This window comes from Lentzea albidocapillata (assembly GCF_000719115.1).
GTDB classification, from domain to species: domain Bacteria; phylum Actinomycetota; class Actinomycetes; order Mycobacteriales; family Pseudonocardiaceae; genus Lentzea; species Lentzea albidocapillata.
The window spans coordinates 32,576-48,863 of sequence record NZ_JOEA01000010.1; the positions used below are offsets into that span (position 1 = coordinate 32,576).

General features: G+C 69.3%; 17 protein-coding genes and 1 tRNA gene. 6 read left to right on the forward strand and 12 right to left on the reverse strand.

From position 1 onward, the window contains the following. Positions 1-67: 67 nt before the first annotated feature. Together IG04_RS0116475 and IG04_RS0116480 are read left to right on the forward strand one after the other, a co-directional pair. The gene (locus IG04_RS0116475; RefSeq protein WP_211257778.1) at positions 68-766 is read left to right on the forward strand and encodes an excalibur calcium-binding domain-containing protein; all 699 of its coding nucleotides are present in this window, start codon (positions 68-70) and stop codon (positions 764-766) included. Positions 767-790: 24 nt separating this feature from the next. Further along, on the forward strand, positions 791-1,753 hold the full coding sequence (locus IG04_RS0116480; RefSeq protein WP_051770051.1) for a TIGR03617 family F420-dependent LLM class oxidoreductase: 963 nt from the start codon (positions 791-793) through the stop codon (positions 1,751-1,753). Here IG04_RS0116480 and IG04_RS46505 read toward each other — a convergent pair. Next, positions 1,735-1,908 (reverse strand): hypothetical protein, encoded by a 174-nt coding sequence (locus IG04_RS46505; protein WP_157512937.1) that lies wholly within the window; start codon positions 1,906-1,908, stop codon positions 1,735-1,737. The genes IG04_RS0116480 and IG04_RS46505 overlap by 19 nt on opposite strands. Positions 1,909-2,052: 144 nt before the next feature. Here IG04_RS46505 and IG04_RS0116490 point away from each other — a divergent pair, with 144 nt between their 5' ends. Beyond that, on the forward strand, positions 2,053-2,649 hold the full coding sequence (locus IG04_RS0116490; protein WP_030477540.1) for an ArsR/SmtB family transcription factor: 597 nt from the start codon (positions 2,053-2,055) through the stop codon (positions 2,647-2,649). Beyond that, the gene (locus IG04_RS0116495; RefSeq protein WP_030477541.1) at positions 2,646-3,386 is read left to right on the forward strand and encodes an SRPBCC family protein; all 741 of its coding nucleotides are present in this window, start codon (positions 2,646-2,648) and stop codon (positions 3,384-3,386) included. The genes IG04_RS0116490 and IG04_RS0116495 overlap by 4 nt, the downstream gene beginning before the upstream one ends. On the opposite strand, the gene IG04_RS0116500 is transcribed toward IG04_RS0116495, so the two are convergent. Beyond that, entirely contained in the window at positions 3,359-4,177 is an 819-nt protein-coding gene (locus IG04_RS0116500) for an endo alpha-1,4 polygalactosaminidase (RefSeq protein ID WP_036014949.1), read from the reverse strand. The genes IG04_RS0116495 and IG04_RS0116500 overlap by 28 nt on opposite strands. Positions 4,178-4,310: 133 nt before the next feature. On the opposite strand from IG04_RS0116500, the gene IG04_RS0116505 reads away from it, so the two are divergent. Next, positions 4,311-4,967: an HNH endonuclease family protein gene (locus IG04_RS0116505; protein WP_030477543.1), complete on the forward strand. Its 657-nt coding sequence runs from the start codon at positions 4,311-4,313 to the stop codon at positions 4,965-4,967. Positions 4,968-5,019: 52 nt separating this feature from the next. Here the strand turns inward: IG04_RS0116505 and IG04_RS0116510 are convergent. Then, positions 5,020-5,093: transfer RNA gene (locus IG04_RS0116510), tRNA-Thr, on the reverse strand. Between the two features lie 108 nt (positions 5,094-5,201). Between IG04_RS0116510 and IG04_RS0116515 the strand changes: the two genes are divergently transcribed. Then, positions 5,202-6,551, forward strand: coding sequence for a hypothetical protein (locus IG04_RS0116515; RefSeq protein WP_030477544.1), 1,350 nt, complete (start codon positions 5,202-5,204; stop codon positions 6,549-6,551). A gap of 22 nt (positions 6,552-6,573) precedes the next feature. Here the strand turns inward: IG04_RS0116515 and IG04_RS0116520 are convergent, their stop codons facing one another. The 9 genes from IG04_RS0116520 to IG04_RS0116560 all read right to left on the reverse strand — a co-directional run bounded on the left by IG04_RS0116520 (position 6,574) and on the right by IG04_RS0116560 (position 16,284). After that, positions 6,574-7,770: a DNA polymerase III subunit delta' gene (locus IG04_RS0116520; protein ID WP_030477545.1), complete on the reverse strand. Its 1,197-nt coding sequence runs from the start codon at positions 7,768-7,770 to the stop codon at positions 6,574-6,576. 23 nt (positions 7,771-7,793) lie between these two features. Next, a complete protein-coding gene (locus IG04_RS0116525) occupies positions 7,794-9,833 on the reverse strand; it encodes a bifunctional MFS transporter/dTMP kinase (protein ID WP_084402013.1) in 2,040 nt (679 codons plus the stop codon). Between the two features lie 72 nt (positions 9,834-9,905). Beyond that, positions 9,906-10,196, reverse strand: coding sequence for a hypothetical protein (locus IG04_RS46510; protein ID WP_144065612.1), 291 nt, complete (start codon positions 10,194-10,196; stop codon positions 9,906-9,908). Between the two features lie 169 nt (positions 10,197-10,365). Next, positions 10,366-13,131 (reverse strand): type I DNA topoisomerase, encoded by a 2,766-nt coding sequence (gene topA / locus IG04_RS0116535; RefSeq protein ID WP_030477548.1) that lies wholly within the window; start codon positions 13,129-13,131, stop codon positions 10,366-10,368. 140 nt (positions 13,132-13,271) lie between these two features. Next, a complete protein-coding gene (locus IG04_RS0116540; protein ID WP_030477549.1) occupies positions 13,272-13,844 on the reverse strand; it encodes a hypothetical protein in 573 nt (190 codons plus the stop codon). Between the two features lie 52 nt (positions 13,845-13,896). Then, positions 13,897-14,454: a hypothetical protein gene (locus tag IG04_RS0116545; RefSeq protein ID WP_084402014.1), complete on the reverse strand. Its 558-nt coding sequence runs from the start codon at positions 14,452-14,454 to the stop codon at positions 13,897-13,899. 5 nt (positions 14,455-14,459) lie between these two features. Continuing rightward, complete coding sequence (locus IG04_RS0116550; RefSeq protein ID WP_144065613.1) at positions 14,460-15,050, reverse strand: hypothetical protein; 591 nt, start codon at positions 15,048-15,050, stop codon at positions 14,460-14,462. Positions 15,051-15,130: 80 nt separating this feature from the next. Continuing rightward, positions 15,131-15,682: a hypothetical protein gene (locus IG04_RS0116555; protein ID WP_030477552.1), complete on the reverse strand. Its 552-nt coding sequence runs from the start codon at positions 15,680-15,682 to the stop codon at positions 15,131-15,133. Between the two features lie 29 nt (positions 15,683-15,711). Next, a complete protein-coding gene (locus IG04_RS0116560; RefSeq protein WP_030477553.1) occupies positions 15,712-16,284 on the reverse strand; it encodes a hypothetical protein in 573 nt (190 codons plus the stop codon). Positions 16,285-16,288: the final 4 nt, after the last annotated feature.

Below are 16,288 nucleotides of genomic sequence, written 5' to 3' on the forward strand. Positions count from 1 at the left end.
AAATACGTAACCTTGGCCACACCGCTCCGGGCAGGCAGTATTCCGGGCTATGTCGGGGTGGAGAAGTGTGGGCGGAGTCGTACTGGTCTTGCTCACCGCAGGATGTGCCGCGCAGGTGCAGTCGAGGCCCGTTGCCGTGGAGAAGCCGGCCGAGAACACCCCGGTGACGGCGTCGTCGTCCGCGGTGATCCCGCCCGCCCAGCTGGGCATCAGCGTGGCATCGATCGTCGACGGCCGTTCCGTGATGCTCTCCGACGGGTCGAAAGCCGAGGTCAGCGGCCTCGCACAGCCGGGACCGTGCTGGGCTGAGGCCGCCGGCGACTTCGCCAAGGCGATGCTGCTGAACCAGCAGGTGCGCTACGACCGCGCGACCGGCGCGCTCAGCCTCACGGACGGCACCGACTACGCGTTGCTCGCGCTGGGCAACGGCGCCGGGCGCACCGCGGGCGCGCCGACACCGGGCCAGAAGGAAGCCGAAGGGGCCGCGCAGCGCGTTCCGATGGGCCTCTGGGGAGCGCCGTGCGGCGGCAAGGACGCCCTGGAGACCTCCACTCCCCCGCCTCCGCCACCACCGCCGGCCCCGACCACGACGACGAAGCCGCCCGCGCCGCCCAAGCCGAAGCCCGTCTTCTACGCGAGCTGCGACGAGGCACGCCGGGCAGGCGCGGCACCGCTCTACTGGGGCCAGCCGGGCTACCGCATCGAACTCGACGGGAACCGCAACGGCGTCGCCTGCGAGTCCCGCTACAGCGGCGGGTATCGCTGACCGGCGGGCAATAACCTCAGCGGCATGAAGCTGGACAGCGCTGCCGTCGACTACACGCCGGGCGAGGCCGGGGCCATCGCGAAGCGGGCGGAGGACCGGGGTTGCGACGGGTTCTGGCTCGCCGAGACCAGGCACGACCCGTTCCTCGCGCTGGCCGGCGCCGCCGCGGCGACCGAGCGGATCGAGCTCGGCACGGCGATCGCGGTGGCGTTCGCGCGCAACCCGATGACCGTCGCGACCACGGCCAATGACCTCCAGTTGCTCTCCGGGGGCCGGTTCAACCTCGGGCTGGGTTCGCAGGTCGAAGCCCACATCACCAAGCGCTTCGCCATGCCGTGGAGCAAGCCGGCCGCGCGCATGCGCGAGTTCGTGCTGGCGATCCGCGCCATCTGGCACGCCTGGGAGACCGGCGAGCGGCTGGCGTTCCGCGGCGAGTTCTACAAGCACACGCTGATGACGCCGTTCTTCGATCCCGGCCCGAACCCGCACGGCACCGCACCGATCTACCTCGCGGGCGTCGGCGGACTGATGACCGAGGTGGCGGGCGAGGTCGCGGACGGCTTCCTGTGCCACAACTTCACGACCGAGCGGTACCTGCGCGAGGTCACGCTGCCCGCGCTCGAACGCGGCCGCGCGAAGGCCGGCAAGACGTTGGAGGGCTTCGAGATCAGCGGCCCGGTGTTCGCCGCGACGAACGACCAGGAGATCGCGGACGTCAAGCGGCAGATCGCTTTCTACGGGTCGACGCCCGCGTACCGGCCGGTGCTGGACCTGCACGGCTGGGGCGCGCTGCACGAGGAGCTGCACCGCATGTCACGGCGGCAGCAGTGGGCGGAGATGAGCGAGCTGATCACGGACGAGGTGCTGGCCGAGTTCTGCGTTCTCGGCACCCCGGAGACCGTCACGGCCGCCTTGCTGGACCGGTACGGCGACGTCGTCACCAGGGTTTCTCCGTCGAGCGCGGTGCTTCAGCGCCCGGAGAAGTGACTGAGCCCCTGACGTGCCAGCTCGGCGTGGAACGCGTCGAGCTCCGCGCGCACTCTCGAGACGCCCCTCTTGCGGATCCAGCGGCGTCTGCCGACGGTGGCCGCGGTCAGGGCGAAGGGCAGTGCCAGCAGGGTCAGGGCCAGCATCATGATCATGTCGTCTCCTCAAGGGTTGCGAACAAGCAACGACCAATCGAGACATCGCTTACGGTACCGGCTCGAACGCCACCCAGGTGGAGCAAAGCCACCGACAGCAACTCAGTTCTTGACTAATTTTGTTTTCGGTGTGACGCTTGCGCCATGTTCGAAGTGGCGGTGATCGAGGATCCTTCCGCGGCCGAGGTGTCGCTGGACCCGGTGCGGGCACGACTGCTCGCGGAGCTGGTGGAGCCCGGATCGGCGACGATGCTCGCCGCGAAGGTCGGGCTGCCCAGGCAGAAAGTGAACTACCACCTGCGCACGCTGGAGCAGCACGGCCTGGTGGAGCTCGTCGAGGAACGGCGCAAGGGCAACGTGAACGAGCGCCTGATGCAGGCGACCGCCGCGTCCTACGTCATCTCCCCGACGGCGCTCGCGGCCGTGCAGCCGGACCCGGCGCGGGCACCCGATCGGCTTTCCGCCCGGTGGCTGCTGGCGGTCTCCGCCAGGCTGGTGCGAGACGTCGGCACGTTGCTCACGGGCGCGACCAAGGCGAAGAAACGACTCGCGACCTTCGCGCTGGACGGCGAGGTCAGGTTCGCCACGGCGGCGGACCGCGCGGCGTTCGCCGAGGAGCTCGCCGGGTTCATGACGCAGCTGGTCGCCAAGTACCACGACGAACAGGCCGAAGGAGGGCGTCCGCACCGAGTCGTCGTCGCCCTGCACCCCAGCGTGAACGCCAAGGAGGAAGAGTCGTGACGCACGAGTTCGAGATCAGCAAGGAAGTCGAGGTCGACGGAACTCCCGAGCAGGTCTGGGACGCCATCGCGACCGGGCCGGGCATCGACTCGTGGTTCATGGGCCCGCACACCGTCGACGGGCGCCTGGGCGGTCGCATGTCGCTCGACCTGGGCTTCTTCCAGGAAGCCTCGACGATCACCGCGTGGGAGCCCGGCAAGCGCCTCGCCTACGAGAGCGACAAGGGCGAGGACGGCACGTTCCACGCGATGGAGTACCTGATCGAGAGCAGGGAGCAGGGCTCGACCGTGCTCCGGTTCGTGCACAGCGGCATCCTCGCCGACGGCTGGGGCGACGAGTTCGTCGACCAGCAGTCGAAGGGCTGGGACATGTACCTGTTCACGATGGCGGAGTACGTGAAGCACTTCGCGGGCAAGCACGGCGTGTACGTGTTCGCCCAGTGGCCGCCGCAGCCAGAAGGGGCCGACAACTGGCCGGTGCTGCTCAACGCGCTCGGCATCCCCGAAGGCGCGCAGGTCGGCGACGAGGTCACCCTCGAACCGTTCGGCGTCACCGGCGTCGTCGACTACCTGGTCGAGCACGACGTGCACAACTTCCTGGGCGTGCGCGGCCCGGAGGGCATCTACCGGTTCCACGGCACCAACGCCGTCGGCCACCACCTGTTCGGTGACGCGACCGGGCAGGCCGAGAAGTGGCAGGCGTTCCTGAATCAGACCGTCGGCGGGCAGACCTCGTAGACGTAGTCCGCGTGCCCGTACGGCACCACGTTCCGGTCGCGGCGGATCACCGAGACCCGTCCGCCGCGATCGGAGCAGGACTTCCGGAAACCCTCGTCGGTGTACTCGATCTGGAAGAAGTCGTTGCCGAACGCGTCGGCGTACGCGTTGCACTCGTCGCGAGCCTGGCAGTCCTCGGCGATGGCGAAGTCGAAGCCGATCTCCTTCTTGCCCGCGTCACCGAGTTCGGCGGTGTTCTTCTGCGCCACCGCAAGGCCCTGTTCGTGCGCGTACCTGACGAACGCCTTCATGAACTCCTTGGTGGCGTTGAGGTCGAACGCCCCCTCGGCCCTCGTGTAGGAGTCGAGGTTGTCCGGCTCGACGCCCTTGAAGAAGGCCGTCTTGCAGTCCTTGATCCACTTCTTCTGGATCTCGAGGATCCTGTTCCGCTTCTCCACGGTGGAGATGTCGAGGATGCCCTCGGCCCACTCCGGGTCGATCGCGACCTCACCGTCCGGCTTCTTCACCAGCAGGTCGGCGTGGTTCTTGCGCCACCAGTCGAGCCCGCCGTCCATCGTGCCCGGCTGCGTCTGCAACGCGTTGAGGTAGCAGATGTTGTAGCGCCGGCCGTCGATGATCTTGCTCCGGTCCCGCACGACGATCTTGACCGGCACGTCCGGCTGGTAGGCGCCGCCGAGCTGGTAGTCGAGCTGCCCACCGGCCGGCGGCAACTCGCGCGGCGGCAGGTCCGGCTCGCCCGAACAGGAGGCGACCAGCAGGAGCAGGGCGGCCACCACCGCGGTGGTTCTCATGCGCGGCAGTCTGTCACTCGCCGGGTTGCGCAGGCGTAACAGCACAGCACTCCATTGCTTTTGAATGAGATCCAGCTTCCTGGTTACGCCGTTGGGCGGCCATCACGCCCTTCACGGCGGGTACGCCCTTCTCATGCGGTGGCTGTTGCTGATCATCCTGCTGACCGGCTGTTCCGCGATACCCCTGTCGTCCTCCGCACCACAGGTGGACCGGGTACCGACCGGCACCCTCGACGCCGCCACCGCGCGCACGTCGCTCGCGGCCCTGCCCGTCGCCGCTCCGGGCCGGATGGACGGGTACGTGCGCGACTGCGCGGACGGCAAGGCGTGCGTGTTCGGCCAGCCGTGGTTCGACACCGACGGCGACGGCTGCGACCAGCGCAGCCAGGTCCTGGCCCGCGACCTGACCGGCGTCGAGCGCAAGCCGGGCCGCTGCGGCGTCCAGGCGGGCACGCTCGACGACCCCTACACGGGCTCGCGCGTCACCGGCGTCTCGAAGATCCAGATCGACCACGTGGTGCCGTTGGCGGAGATGTGGCGCAGCGGCGCTTCGGCGTGGGCGCCCGAACAGCGCCTGGCCGCGGCCAACGACCTGCGCAACCTCGTGGCGGTTTCCAGCAAGGTGAACCGGTCGAAGAGCGACAAGACGCCCGACGAGTGGATGCCACCCAATGCCGGGTACGCGTGTTCGTATGGGCGGATCTACGTGACGGTGAAAGCCGCTTATGGGCTGTCGGTGGCTCCGGCGGAACGTTCGGCGCTGGAGAACGCGCTCACGGCGTGCGGTTAGCGAAAGGCAGAAGGGCCAGGTCAGCGAATGACCTGGCCCTTCCGTCTCACCGAGCCGCCTATCGGAATCGAACCGATGACCTGCTCATTACGAGTGAGCTGCTCTGGCCGACTGAGCTAAGGCGGCGAGACGCGATAACTATAACCGACCCGCAGCCGCGTTACTCACAGGGGTCGGCATCGTTGTACGGACCGTGACCGACGTCACCGCCTCCTAACCGCCGAGGAGAGGTTCATGCGCCGTTCGTTGTCCGTGCCGCTGGCCGGGTTGCTGCTTGCGCTCGTCGCGGCTCCCGCGCTCGCGCAGCCTCCGACCACTCCGGTTCCGGGGCCGCGCGATCCGAACCAGCCGCCGGCGTCGGCGCCGAACGGGCCGCAGCCCCTTGCGCATGCCGTCGGTGATGCCGGGACCGGGCTCAGCGTGGTGCGGCTCGGGCCGCAGGGGGTGCCGACGAACACGATCCTGCCTGGGCTCGGTGAGCAGTTGCCGAAGCAGTCGGTGACCGAGTTCGGGCTGGGGCTCGCGAGTGCGCAGGTGAACACCGAGGCGTTCCTGAGCACCGAGCGGGTGGTGACGCAGGCGAATCCGTTCGGGTTCGCGGTGGCGGGCCGGTCGCCGCAGTCGCCGGGGACGTTGGTGCAGACGGCGATTCCGGACAACCCGCAGCCGACGAACGGCGGGCTGCCGATTCCGGAGACGCCGCTTGCGAAGCTGAAGGTGCTCAACGGCAGCGTGCACGCGCGGTGGGACGAGAAGGTCGGGCCGTGCGTCAGCCCGCTGGCCACGGCGAAGACGTCGCTGGCCGGTCTCGAGGTGTTGAGCGCGTTGCCGGCCGAGGTGCCGTTGCCGGTGAAGACCAGTCTGATCAGCATTCCGGACACGTTCGAGGCGAGTTCCGTCGTCAAGCTCGTCGACCTGCCCGGCAGCAAGAACAAGGCGGTCGAGTCGACGTCGACGATGCGCGCGGTCAGCATCGAGCTGGCTGGTGGCATCAAGATCGACGTCGCCAGCCCGCCGACGCTCACGGCGACGGCCACCGGGGACGAGGCGACCTCGAAGATCACCTACACCGCGCCGGTGCTGAAGGTCAGTCAGAACGGCAAGGAGCTCGGCACGCTCGACGCCGCGCACCCGGCCCTCGACATCCCGTTGCTGCTGGACCTGGTCGTGGTCAAGCTGCAGATCGCGGGGCTCAACGAGAAGAAGGCGGCCTTCACGGGCACCGGGTTCAGCGGGTTCCAACTCGGGGCCACCGCGCGGATGCTCGACGTGCAGGTGCTGCCGACGGACAAGCTGAAGCTGCCGAACCTGCCGACGGCGCTCGCGCAGATCTCGCTGGGCGAGCAGATCGTGCGGGCCGCGGCGCCGCAGGGCGGCGTGATCTGCGGGACCTCGCAGCCGCCGCAGACGACCGTGCCGCAGCAGCCCGGCGCGCCAGTGGCGGCACCGCCCAAGGGAGCACCGCCGCTGGCTTACACGAACGCCGCGTACCAGTCGATCCCGCTGTTCTGGACCGGCACGGCATTGCTGCTCGCCGGAGTGGTGATCTTCGCGGCGCTGCCGGCCAGGCGCAGGTCGTCCTAGGGCACGAGGTATCAGCCTCGCTTCATCCCCGGTGCAGCGTCGTCACCATCGCCTCGATGGCGATGCGGGGCTTCACGTTGACCTCGATGGCCTCCCGGCAGGCCAGCACGGCCTCGAGCCGCCGCAGGATCGACTCCGACGACCACTGGGCCGCGGCGGTCCGGGAGTCCTGGGCCCGGTCCGGGTGCATCAACGCCGCCTCGGAGCCGGTCCGAACCACCAGCGCGTCGCGGTAGAACGCGGCCAGGTCGACCAGGGCCATGTCCAGGGAGTCGCGCTGGGTCCGGGTGGCCCGCGACTTCTGCCGCTTCTCCAGGTCCTTCAACGCGCCCTTGGCGCCGCGGGAGGCGGCGGCGGTCCCCTTGCCCGTTCCGCCGGCCCCCATCGCGGTCTCCAAAGCCTCCCGCTCGGACTCGTTGCGGGACTCGTTGGCGGTGGAAGCGTCGTCTTCTGCGGCCTTGATCAGTTCGTCGGCGCAGGTGAAGACGTCGGCGGGCTTGCGCAGCGCCAGCGGGATCCGCAGCACGGCCTCGCGCCGGGACCGCGTCTGCTCGTCCGAGGCCAGCCGGCGGGCCCGTCCGACGTGCCCGCCGCAGACCGCGGCCGCCCACTGCGCCATCTCCGGCGACACCCCGTCGACGGCCTCCAGGGCCGAGGCGATGGCGGCGGGCCGAGGCGATCCCAGCGACACGAGCCGGCAGCGGGAGCGGATGGTCACCGACACGTCGTCGGGGTGGTCGGACGGCGCGCACAGCAGGAACACCGTCCGCGCCGGCGGCTCCTCGACGGCCTTCAGCAGCGCGTTGGCCGCGCCCTCGGTGAGCCGGTCGGCGTCCTCGATGATCACGACCTGCCACCGGCCCGACGTGGGACGGCGAGCGGAGATCTGGACCAGGGAGCGCATCTCGGCGACGGAGATCGACAGGCCTTCGGGCGCCACGACGCGAACGTCGGCGTGCGTGCCGTGCAACGTCGTGCGGCAGCCGGAGCACTCACCGCAGCCGGGGCGGTCGTCCGCCACGACGCACTGCAGCGCGCCGGCGAAGGCGCGGGCGGTGGACGAACGGCCGGAGCCGGGTGGGCCGGTGAAGAGCCAGGCGTGGGTCATCACGCCGGGTGCGGGGGTGCCGCCCGCGACGATCATGGCCGCTGCCTCTGCGGACGCCGACAGCATCGCCACCGCCTCGGGCTGGCCGACCACCTCGTCCCACACGCTCATGGGTGCAGTCTTCCAGCGACGGATCAGACCGCGGCCTGGGGGACCGCGCGCTTGCGCCCGGCCAGCAGCGGGAGCACGGAGGAGCGGACCCGGTCGGCCACCTCGTCGGCGTCGCCCTCGGCCTCGACCACCACGTAGCGGTCCGGATCGGCGGCGGCCATCTCGCTCAGCAGCCGCTGCACGCGCCAGTGGTGTTCCGGGCCGATGCCCTTGGCGTCGGCGCCGGGGCGGTCGAGCAGGATCGTCAGGTCCGGGCGCAACCGGCCGGTGGCCCAGTCGACCAGGCCTTCGAGCTCCTGGTGTTCCAGCGTGCTCGTCGCGGTGAAGTGCGCGAGCGGCGAGTCGACGTAGCGCTCCATCACCACGATGGAGCCGCTGTCCAGCGCGGGGCGCACCTGCCGTTCGACGACATCGGCACGGACTGCGGCGGCGACCAGTGCCTGTGCGCGCACGCCTGCCAGTTCGGCGGACGACAGCATCGTGCGCAGGCGGCGTTCGTCGTGTTCGGGGTCGGCGGCCAGCAGCACGTCGAGGCCCTCGGCGCGCAACGCGGCGGCCAGGCGGCGGGCCTGCACCGACGTGTCCTCCTGGGTGTCGCCCTCGACCGCGATCAGCATGCCCTTGGCGTGCCGGCGGCCGCGGATCGCCGCGAACAGCGACGACAGCACCGGCTCCTCACGGCGGTCGTCCATCTGCCGGTACGCGACGAGCCCCAGGACGATCGCGATCGCGGCGCCGCCGAGCATCACCGGCCGGGTCGCGTCGACCTCCATCGGATGGCCGAACACGCTGACCTGCCGCTTCTGCAGCAACGCGACCAGCAGCGGCGCACCGGCCGAGGCACCGAACAGCACGATCTTCAGCAACGACTGGATCAGCGCGACCGTGCGGCCGCGCATGGCGTCCTCGACCTGCGAACCCACGATCGTCAGGCCCGTCAGGAACGCCACGCCCGCGCACGCGCCGACCAGCGCCACCGTCAGCAGCGCGATCCACAGGTGCGGGGCCAGCGCGACCAGCACCAGCGAGATGCCGGCGAAGACGATCGTGACGCCGAACAGGCGGTTGTAGGCGAGGCGCTGGGCCAGCCGGGGCGCGGTCGCCATGCCCACCGCGAGCCCGAAGAACACGGCCACGAACAGCAGGCCGAACGTCGAGGCGCCGCCCAGCAGCGACTGCGCGTAGAGCTTCGCCGTCGCGATCACGACACCGGCCGCGGCGAACGCGCCGATCATGCCGATGACCAGGCCGCGGACCAGCGGCGTCGCGGCGGCGAACTTCAGGCCCTCGCGGAACATCGCGCCGAAGCCGGGCTTGTCGCCCTCCTCCTCCTTCTTGGGGGCGGAGGAGACGCGGCCGGACAGCTCCGGCAGGCGGGTCGCGACCAGGATCGCCGAGGTGAAGTAGAGCAGTCCGTTGATCACCACCGCGATCGTCGCGATGTTGAACTCGAGGTTCCCGCCCTGCAGGTTCAGGTACGCGGGGATGCCCGCGATCAGGGAGTACAGGCCGAAGCCGCTGATCGTGGAGATGCCGTAGGTCATCACCAGGCCGAGCTGGTTCGCCGACTCCACCTGGTCGGGGCGGCGCAGCAGGTTCGGGACGGCCGACTCCTTGGCCGGGATCCACAGCATCGCGCAGCAGCCGACCAGGAAGTTCGCCACGAAGAGCCAGATCGGCGAGCCGATCAGCGCGATCGAGATGAACAGCGACCCGCGCAGGACGTCGCAGATGACCATGACCTTGCGGCGGTCGAACTTGTCCGCGAGCACGCCGCCGATGGGCGCGAAGAGGATGCCCGGCAGCAGCTGGGTCAGCACGACCAGCGACAGCGCGAACGACTGCCACTGGTAGCTCTTCATCATCTCGGAGACCAGACCGGTCAGCGCGAGCAGTGACAGCCAGTCACCAACGCTGCACAAGTAGGTGACGAGCCAGAGCCGCCGGAACGGCCTGATGGCAAGTACCGATCGAAGCCGGTGAACCGTGGACACGCTGGACTGGGCCTGCCCTGCCTGGCCTGCCTCGGTCGCCGGTGTGTCCGCGTCCTGAATTTCAGTCACCCCTAAGTCGCCACTCCCGTGCGGTCAGCGTAACCGGATGTGGTGATTCAGGATGCCGGACTCACAGCACGGCTAGCTGAAGATCGCTCCGAGAATACTGACCAGGACCAGGACGAAGAACCCGATGACGACCAGGCAGCCGATGAACGCGGCCACGCCGCTCGTCTGCTTCGCGGGCAGCTGCTGTTGCTGCTGTTGTTGTGGCGCAGACATTTGGTTCGTCGACGCGAACTGCTGGATCGCGTACTGGTGCGCCGGCTGAGGCGCTCGCTGCGCCCGGCCACGCGGCCGGCGCTGCTCCTGCTGCATCTGCGACCAGACGGCCTGCCGCAGTTCCTCGGTCGGCTCGACAGGTGTAGGCACCGCCACACGTGACCTAAAAGAAAGAGACGTCCACTGTGACATTGATTGGGGAGCGACGAACTTGTCAGCCGTAACCAGCCCCGCGAGCGGGTCGGGGTACAGCCGGGGAGGCGGCGGGGCCTGAGTCCCGTCGGGTCCGAACTCGTTGATCGGCACCGCCACCCCCTGATCAGCTCTTGGACTTGGCCGGAGCCTTCTTGGCCGCGGGCTTCTTCGCCGCCGCCGGCTTCTTGGCCGGAGCCTTCTTCTTGACCGGGCCCTTGGCGCGCTTCTCGGCCAGCAGCTCGGCCGCGCGCTCGTCGGTGATCGACTCGACGCTGTCCGTCTTGCGCAGCGACGCGTTCGCCTCACCGTCGGTGACGTACGGGCCGAAGCGGCCCTCCTTGATCACCATCGGCTTGCCGGACACCGGGTCGTTGCCCATCTCACGCAACGGCGGCGCGGCGGCGGCGCGACCGCGCTTCTTCGGCTCGGCGTAGATCTTCAGCGCCTCTTCGAGCGTGACGGTGAAGATCTGGGACTCGTCGACCAGCGACCGCGAGTCCGTGCCCTTCTTCAGGTACGGGCCGTAGCGGCCGTTCTGCGCGGTGATCTCGGCGCCCGTCTCCGGGTCCTTGCCGACCACGCGCGGCAGCGAGAGCAGCTTCAGCGCGTCGTCCAGTGTGACCGAGTCCAGCGACATCGACTTGAACAGCGAGCCGGTGCGCGGCTTCGGGGCCTTCGCCTTCGACGGCGTGCCGTTCTCCGCCGGCTCGGGCAGGACCTCGGTCACGTACGGGCCGAAGCGGCCTTCCTTGGCCACGATCTCGTTGCCCGAGACCGGGTCGGTGCCCAGCGAGCGGCCCTCCTGCGGCGTCGAGAAGAGCTTCTCGGCGATCTCCGCGGACAGCTCGTCCGGCGCCAGGTCGTCCTGCACGTTCGCGCGCTGTGCGACCCCGTCGACCTCGCGCTCCAGGTACGGCCCGAAGCGGCCGACACGCACGACGACCGTGCGGCCCTCGGCGTCGCTGAACAGCGGGATCGAGTTGACCTCACGCGGGTCGATGTCCTCGACACCCGTGCCGACCAGCTTCTTCAGGCCGCCGGAACGGCCGATCGAGCCGTCGGGACCGATGCTGCCGCCGAAGTAGAACCCGGACAGCCAGTTCGTGCGGCCCTGACGACCTGCGGCGATGCCGTCCAGCTCGTCCTCGAGCGCGGCGGTGAAGTCGTAGTCGACCAGGCGGCCGAAGTGCTGCTCCAGCAGCCCGACCACGGCGAACGCCACCCAGGACGGGACCAGCGCCGCGCCCTTCTTCCACACGTAGCCGCGGTCCTGGACGGTGCTGATGATCGACGAGTAGGTGGAGGGACGGCCGATGCCGAGCTCCTCCATCGTCTTGATCAGCGACGGCTCGGTGTAGCGCGAGGGCGGCGAGGTGGAGTGACCGTCCGCGGACAGCTCCGCGATCGTCAGGTCCTGGTCCTTGACCAGCAGCGGCAGGCGCGACTCCGCGTCGTCCGACTCGCCGCCGGCCTCGGCGTCGACGGTCTCGACGTAGGCCTTGAGGAAGCCGGCGAACGTGATCGTGCGGCCGGACGCGGCGAACGTGACCTCCTGGCCCGTGCCCGCACGGCCCTGGATGCGGATGCTGGTCGTGTTGCCCCGCGCGTCGGCCATCTGGGACGCGATCGTGCGCTGCCAGATCATCTCGTAGAGCTTGAACTCGTCCGAGTCGAGCTCGGCGGCCACCTGGCCAGGCGTGCGGAAGACCTCTCCGGCCGGCCTGATCGCCTCGTGGGCCTCCTGCGCGTTCTTGACCTTGCGCGTGTACTGGCGGGGCTGCGGCGAGACGTACTGGGCGCCGTAGAGGTCCGTGGCCTGCGCACGAGCGGCGTTGATCGCGGTCTCCGACAGCGTCGTGCTGTCGGTACGCATGTAGGTGATGTAGCCGTTCTCGTACAGCTTCTGCGCCGTGCGCATCGTGCGGTCGGCGGAGAACCGCAGCTTGCGGCCCGCCTCCTGCTGCAGCGTCGAGGTCATGAACGGCGGGTACGGCTTGCGCGTGTACGGCTTCTCCTCGACCGAGGAGACCTTGACCGGCGCGTTCTGCAGTCCGGCGGCGATGGCGCGGGCCTGCGCCTCGTCCAGCACGGTGACGTCGGACTTGCCCGTCAGCTTGCCGTCCGAGCCGAAGTCGCGGCCCGTCGCGAGACGCGTGCCGTCGACGGCCACGAGACGCGCGCCGAACTGACGCGGCGCGGCGTCGGCACCGGCGTCCATCTGCGCGGAGATGTCCCAGTAGCTCGCGGAGACGAACTTCATCCGCTCGCGTTCGCGCTCCACGACCAGACGCGTCGCCACGGACTGCACGCGGCCTGCCGAGAGCTTCGGCATGACCTTCTTCCACAGGACCGGGCTGACCTCGTAGCCGTAGAGGCGGTCGAGGATGCGCCTGGTCTCCTGCGCGTCGACCAGGTCCTGGTCGAGGTCGCGGGGGTTGGCCGCGGCGGCCTGGATCGCGGACTCGGTGATCTCGTGGAACACCATCCGGCGAACCGGGACCTTCGGCTTCAGCGTCTCCAGCAGGTGCCACGCGATGGCTTCACCCTCGCGGTCACCGTCTGTCGCGAGGTAGAGCTCGTCGACGTCCTTCAACGCTTCCTTGAGCTCGGAGACCAGCGACTTCTTGTCGGCGGAGACCACGTAGAGGGGCTCGAAGCCGTGGTCGACGTCCACGCCGAGCCTGGCCCAGGCCTGGCCCTTGTACTTCGCCGGAACGTCGGCGGCACCGCGCGGCAGGTCCCGGATGTGTCCCCTGGAGGACTCCACGACGAAGTTGGCGCCGAGGTACGAGGCGATCTTGCGCGCCTTCGTGGGCGACTCGACGATCACCAGTCGTCGGATGCTGCCCTCGCCTCCGCTGCTCTTCTTCGTCCGTGTCGATCCAGCCACTCGCCGTCCCGCTCTCTTCCAAACCCGGTTCCCAGGCCCGCCAGTGTTGCCCAGCGTCGGCCGAAAAGCACACCATCCGTCATGTCTCCGCGACGCCCGTACGACGAGACAGAGTGACACAACCATGCCGGACGGCCCGCTCAGGCCGCCGGCCAGGTGCTCATCGCCACTCCCTGCGGAGGGCTTCCGACCAGTTCAGCCAGCCGCGCCAGCCTCCGTCGACCGGTTACCCGCAACGCCGGAGCCCCTACCAGGGTGCACGGAAGTCCGGATGCGAGCAGCGCATTTTGCAACGGTGCGTGTGTCTGCGGCGCGTTGGGGTCCAAACCGAGCAGGTACGCGGACTCCATCCAGCTGCCCGCGGCCAGCGCCCAGACGCGCAGCACTGCTCCGTTCAGCTCGAAGTCCGGCGGCACCGTCTTGGCAGATCCGTCCAGCCAGCGAGCGGCCAGAGGGGTGAGGTCGGTGCGGAACGGCGTGCGGACGAAGTGCGTGCCTTCCCCGTTGACGCACAGCTCAGTGGTGACGCCACGGTCGGCGCAGGCCTGCTTGAGGGGACGCAGCCGCCACTCGTCGCGCAACTCGGTGTACACGCGGGCGGCCGTGCCGCGCGCGAAGCTGACGGCCTGACCGGGCCCGCAGAGGAAACCGGCGAGGTCCGCCTTGGCCGGGGTGCGCGCCTCGGCCGAGAAGAAGGACAGCTGCCCAACCACGGCCCACAGGGTAGAACAGACGTTCGAGTGTGGCCAGTACGAGCCCGCCGCGCTACTGCTGCCCGACCTCCTGCCCCTTCGACCTGATCTCCGTGCAGGGGGCCGACTTGCCCAGCGCATCGGAGTACTTCGGCCGTTTCTGCAGCTCCTGGAAGGTCGCTCGGAGGTCTTCCGGACTGGTCACGACGTTGGTGTCGGCCAGCGCCTTCTCCGCGCCCTCCAGGAACTGGGCATTGGGTTCCAGCGCCTGGACGGGTGCCTGCGCGTCTCCGTACGACTTCGCGGACTCCGTGACGAACTTGACCAGCTGTTCGTGCACGTTCTCGAGGTCGTCCTCGGGCGCGCCGAGTTCCTTCAGCTTCTTCTCCGCACCGGCGAACGCGGTGGCGTTGGACGTCAGCAGTCGGAGGTAGGCGGTCTTGACCGCGGCGAAGTCCGCTGGGTCCTGTTTGCGCAGCTCAAGGCCCGCTTCCAGGCCCGGGAGGACGCCGCCGCAGAACGCGTCCACCCACTGCCGCTGGGTGTCGGTGATCGGCTTGTCCGCCTCGGAACCGCAGGCGGTCAGCACGATGGAACCTGTCATCAGAACGGCGAGCAGACGTGTCCTCACCCGGCCTAGTTTCCCCCGGACTGCTTCGCCAGCCCCTGCCAGGCCGTGCACACCTTGTTCGCACGGAACGCCTCGGTGTACTTCGGGGTCGTCTCCACGATCTGCTTGAACAACGTCCCCACGCTGTCACCGCTGCTGCCGACCATGATCTGCTTGTAGCGCTCTGGGAACTTGTCGTCCGCCGCCTGCGCCCGCAGCCGCGCTGAACTCTCGTCGAAGGTCTTGGCCTCGTTCCGCAGCGCCTTGACCAGCCGCTCGTGCAGGCTGCGCACGTCCGAACCCAACGGGCCGAGTTTCTCGAGTGCGTCGGCCATGTGCCGGTTCGACACCGCCGCTCCCGCCGTCCAGACGACCACGGCCTCCTTGACGGCCTCCATGCCCTCCTGGGCCTTGCCCTGGAGTTGGAGTCGCGCGGTCTGCGTGACGCCCATGGGCCCGCAGTACGCCTCGAACCAGGCCACCGGGTCGGCACCTGGCACGTCCACCGTCGTGGTGGGTGCCGGTGTGGTCGTCGGCCGACTCGGAGGAGCAGGTGTGCTGCACGCGACGAGCGCGACGGCACTCAGGACAGCAGCGATCGACAAACGTGCGTGCACGGTGAATCCCCCAGGAAACGTCTGACCAGACCGCCGAACGGTACACGTTCGGGCGATCTGGTCAGACGGATTTCCGCGCGTCAGGACGGAGGAGGCGACGCCTGCAGGCCCTTGCAGTTCGACGCCTTCTGCGCCGCCCCCGCAAGGCCCGTCTCGTCGAACTTCTTCTGCACGTCGGCGCCCGCCTTCTCCAGTTCGCCCGCCTTCGTGACCATCTCGGTGAAGGCGGTGACGACCTGGGTCGCGTCCGTCGACGAGTCCAGCTTCGACTTGGTGTCGGCGAGCAGGGTCCTGATCTGCCCCATGCCGTCCTGCGCGGCGGTGGCCAGCTCCTTCGACCTCGGGTGCGGGCCGTTCTCCAGCGCCTTGAGGTCCGCGATCGACTTGTCGACCACCGCCACCTTCGACCCGAGCCAGTCCGACAGGCCCGTCTTGAGCTTCGACGGGTCGCTCATGTCGATCGGCGGCTCGTCGGCCATGGTCTTCACGGTGCCGTCGACGGCACCGCAGACCTTGTCCATCCACGCCACGACGTCCGCCTCGCTGGCGGCGGGCGTCGGCGAACCTCCGCCGGTGCACGCGGTGACCGCGAGCAGGCAGCTGGCCATGACTGCGATGAGTGTGCGGCGCATGGGCCGGAAGTTACTCCGAACGGCCCCGCTCAACTCGTCGGCGTGACGTCGAGGCGCTGCATCTCCTGGCACTTCTGTGCCGACTGCGTGGCCTTCTGCAGCTCGGGGACGTCCTTGAGGTCACGCAGCGGGTCGGCGAGCTCGGAGAGCTTCGCGATGGCCTCTCCGGCGGCCTGGAGGCCTCCGGTGGCGTTGTTGGCGTCCGCCTGCTCGACCTTGATCTTGGCGTCGGCGAACACGGCGCTGAGCGAGGTGAACGTCTCGCCCATCTTGGTGACGGCCTGCTCACCGCCCTCGACGGGCGACGGGCCGACGTTCTTCAGGCCCTCCGCCGACTTCGCGAAGGCGTCGGCGAGCTGGCCCATGTACGCGGCCATCTCGGCCTTGAGCTTGGTGGAGTCGCCGGCGTCGAGCTTCGGGGCCGTCTTCTCGATCTTGGCGAACTCGGATGCCGCACCGCACACCTTGTCCATGTAGGCGACGGCCTGGGGGTTGGCCGCGCCGCTGGTGGGTGTCGTCGAAGTGCCGGAGTTGCCACCGTTGGTGCACCCAGCCAGCGCAAGCGCGGCAACAGCGGCAGTGGCGACGAGGCTGCGCCTCATGTCG

Excerpts from the sequence above, each read along its gene's own strand:
- IG04_RS0116500 (WP_036014949.1), bottom strand. The coding sequence starts at position 4,177 with ATGAGAACCACCGCGGTGGTGGCCGCCCTGCTCCTGCTGGTCGCCTCC.
- IG04_RS0116560 (WP_030477553.1), bottom strand. The coding sequence starts at position 16,284 with ATGAGGCGCAGCCTCGTCGCCACTGCCGCTGTTGCCGCGCTTGCGCTG.
- IG04_RS0116490 (WP_030477540.1), top strand. The coding sequence starts at position 2,053 with ATGTTCGAAGTGGCGGTGATCGAGGATCCTTCCGCGGCCGAGGTGTCG.
- IG04_RS46505 (WP_157512937.1), bottom strand. The coding sequence starts at position 1,908 with ATGATCATGATGCTGGCCCTGACCCTGCTGGCACTGCCCTTCGCCCTG.
- IG04_RS0116520 (WP_030477545.1), bottom strand. The coding sequence starts at position 7,770 with ATGAGCGTGTGGGACGAGGTGGTCGGCCAGCCCGAGGCGGTGGCGATG.
- IG04_RS0116505 (WP_030477543.1), top strand. The coding sequence starts at position 4,311 with ATGCGGTGGCTGTTGCTGATCATCCTGCTGACCGGCTGTTCCGCGATA.
- IG04_RS0116480 (WP_051770051.1), top strand. The coding sequence starts at position 791 with ATGAAGCTGGACAGCGCTGCCGTCGACTACACGCCGGGCGAGGCCGGG.
- IG04_RS0116555 (WP_030477552.1), bottom strand. The coding sequence starts at position 15,682 with ATGCGCCGCACACTCATCGCAGTCATGGCCAGCTGCCTGCTCGCGGTC.
- IG04_RS0116515 (WP_030477544.1), top strand. The coding sequence starts at position 5,202 with ATGCGCCGTTCGTTGTCCGTGCCGCTGGCCGGGTTGCTGCTTGCGCTC.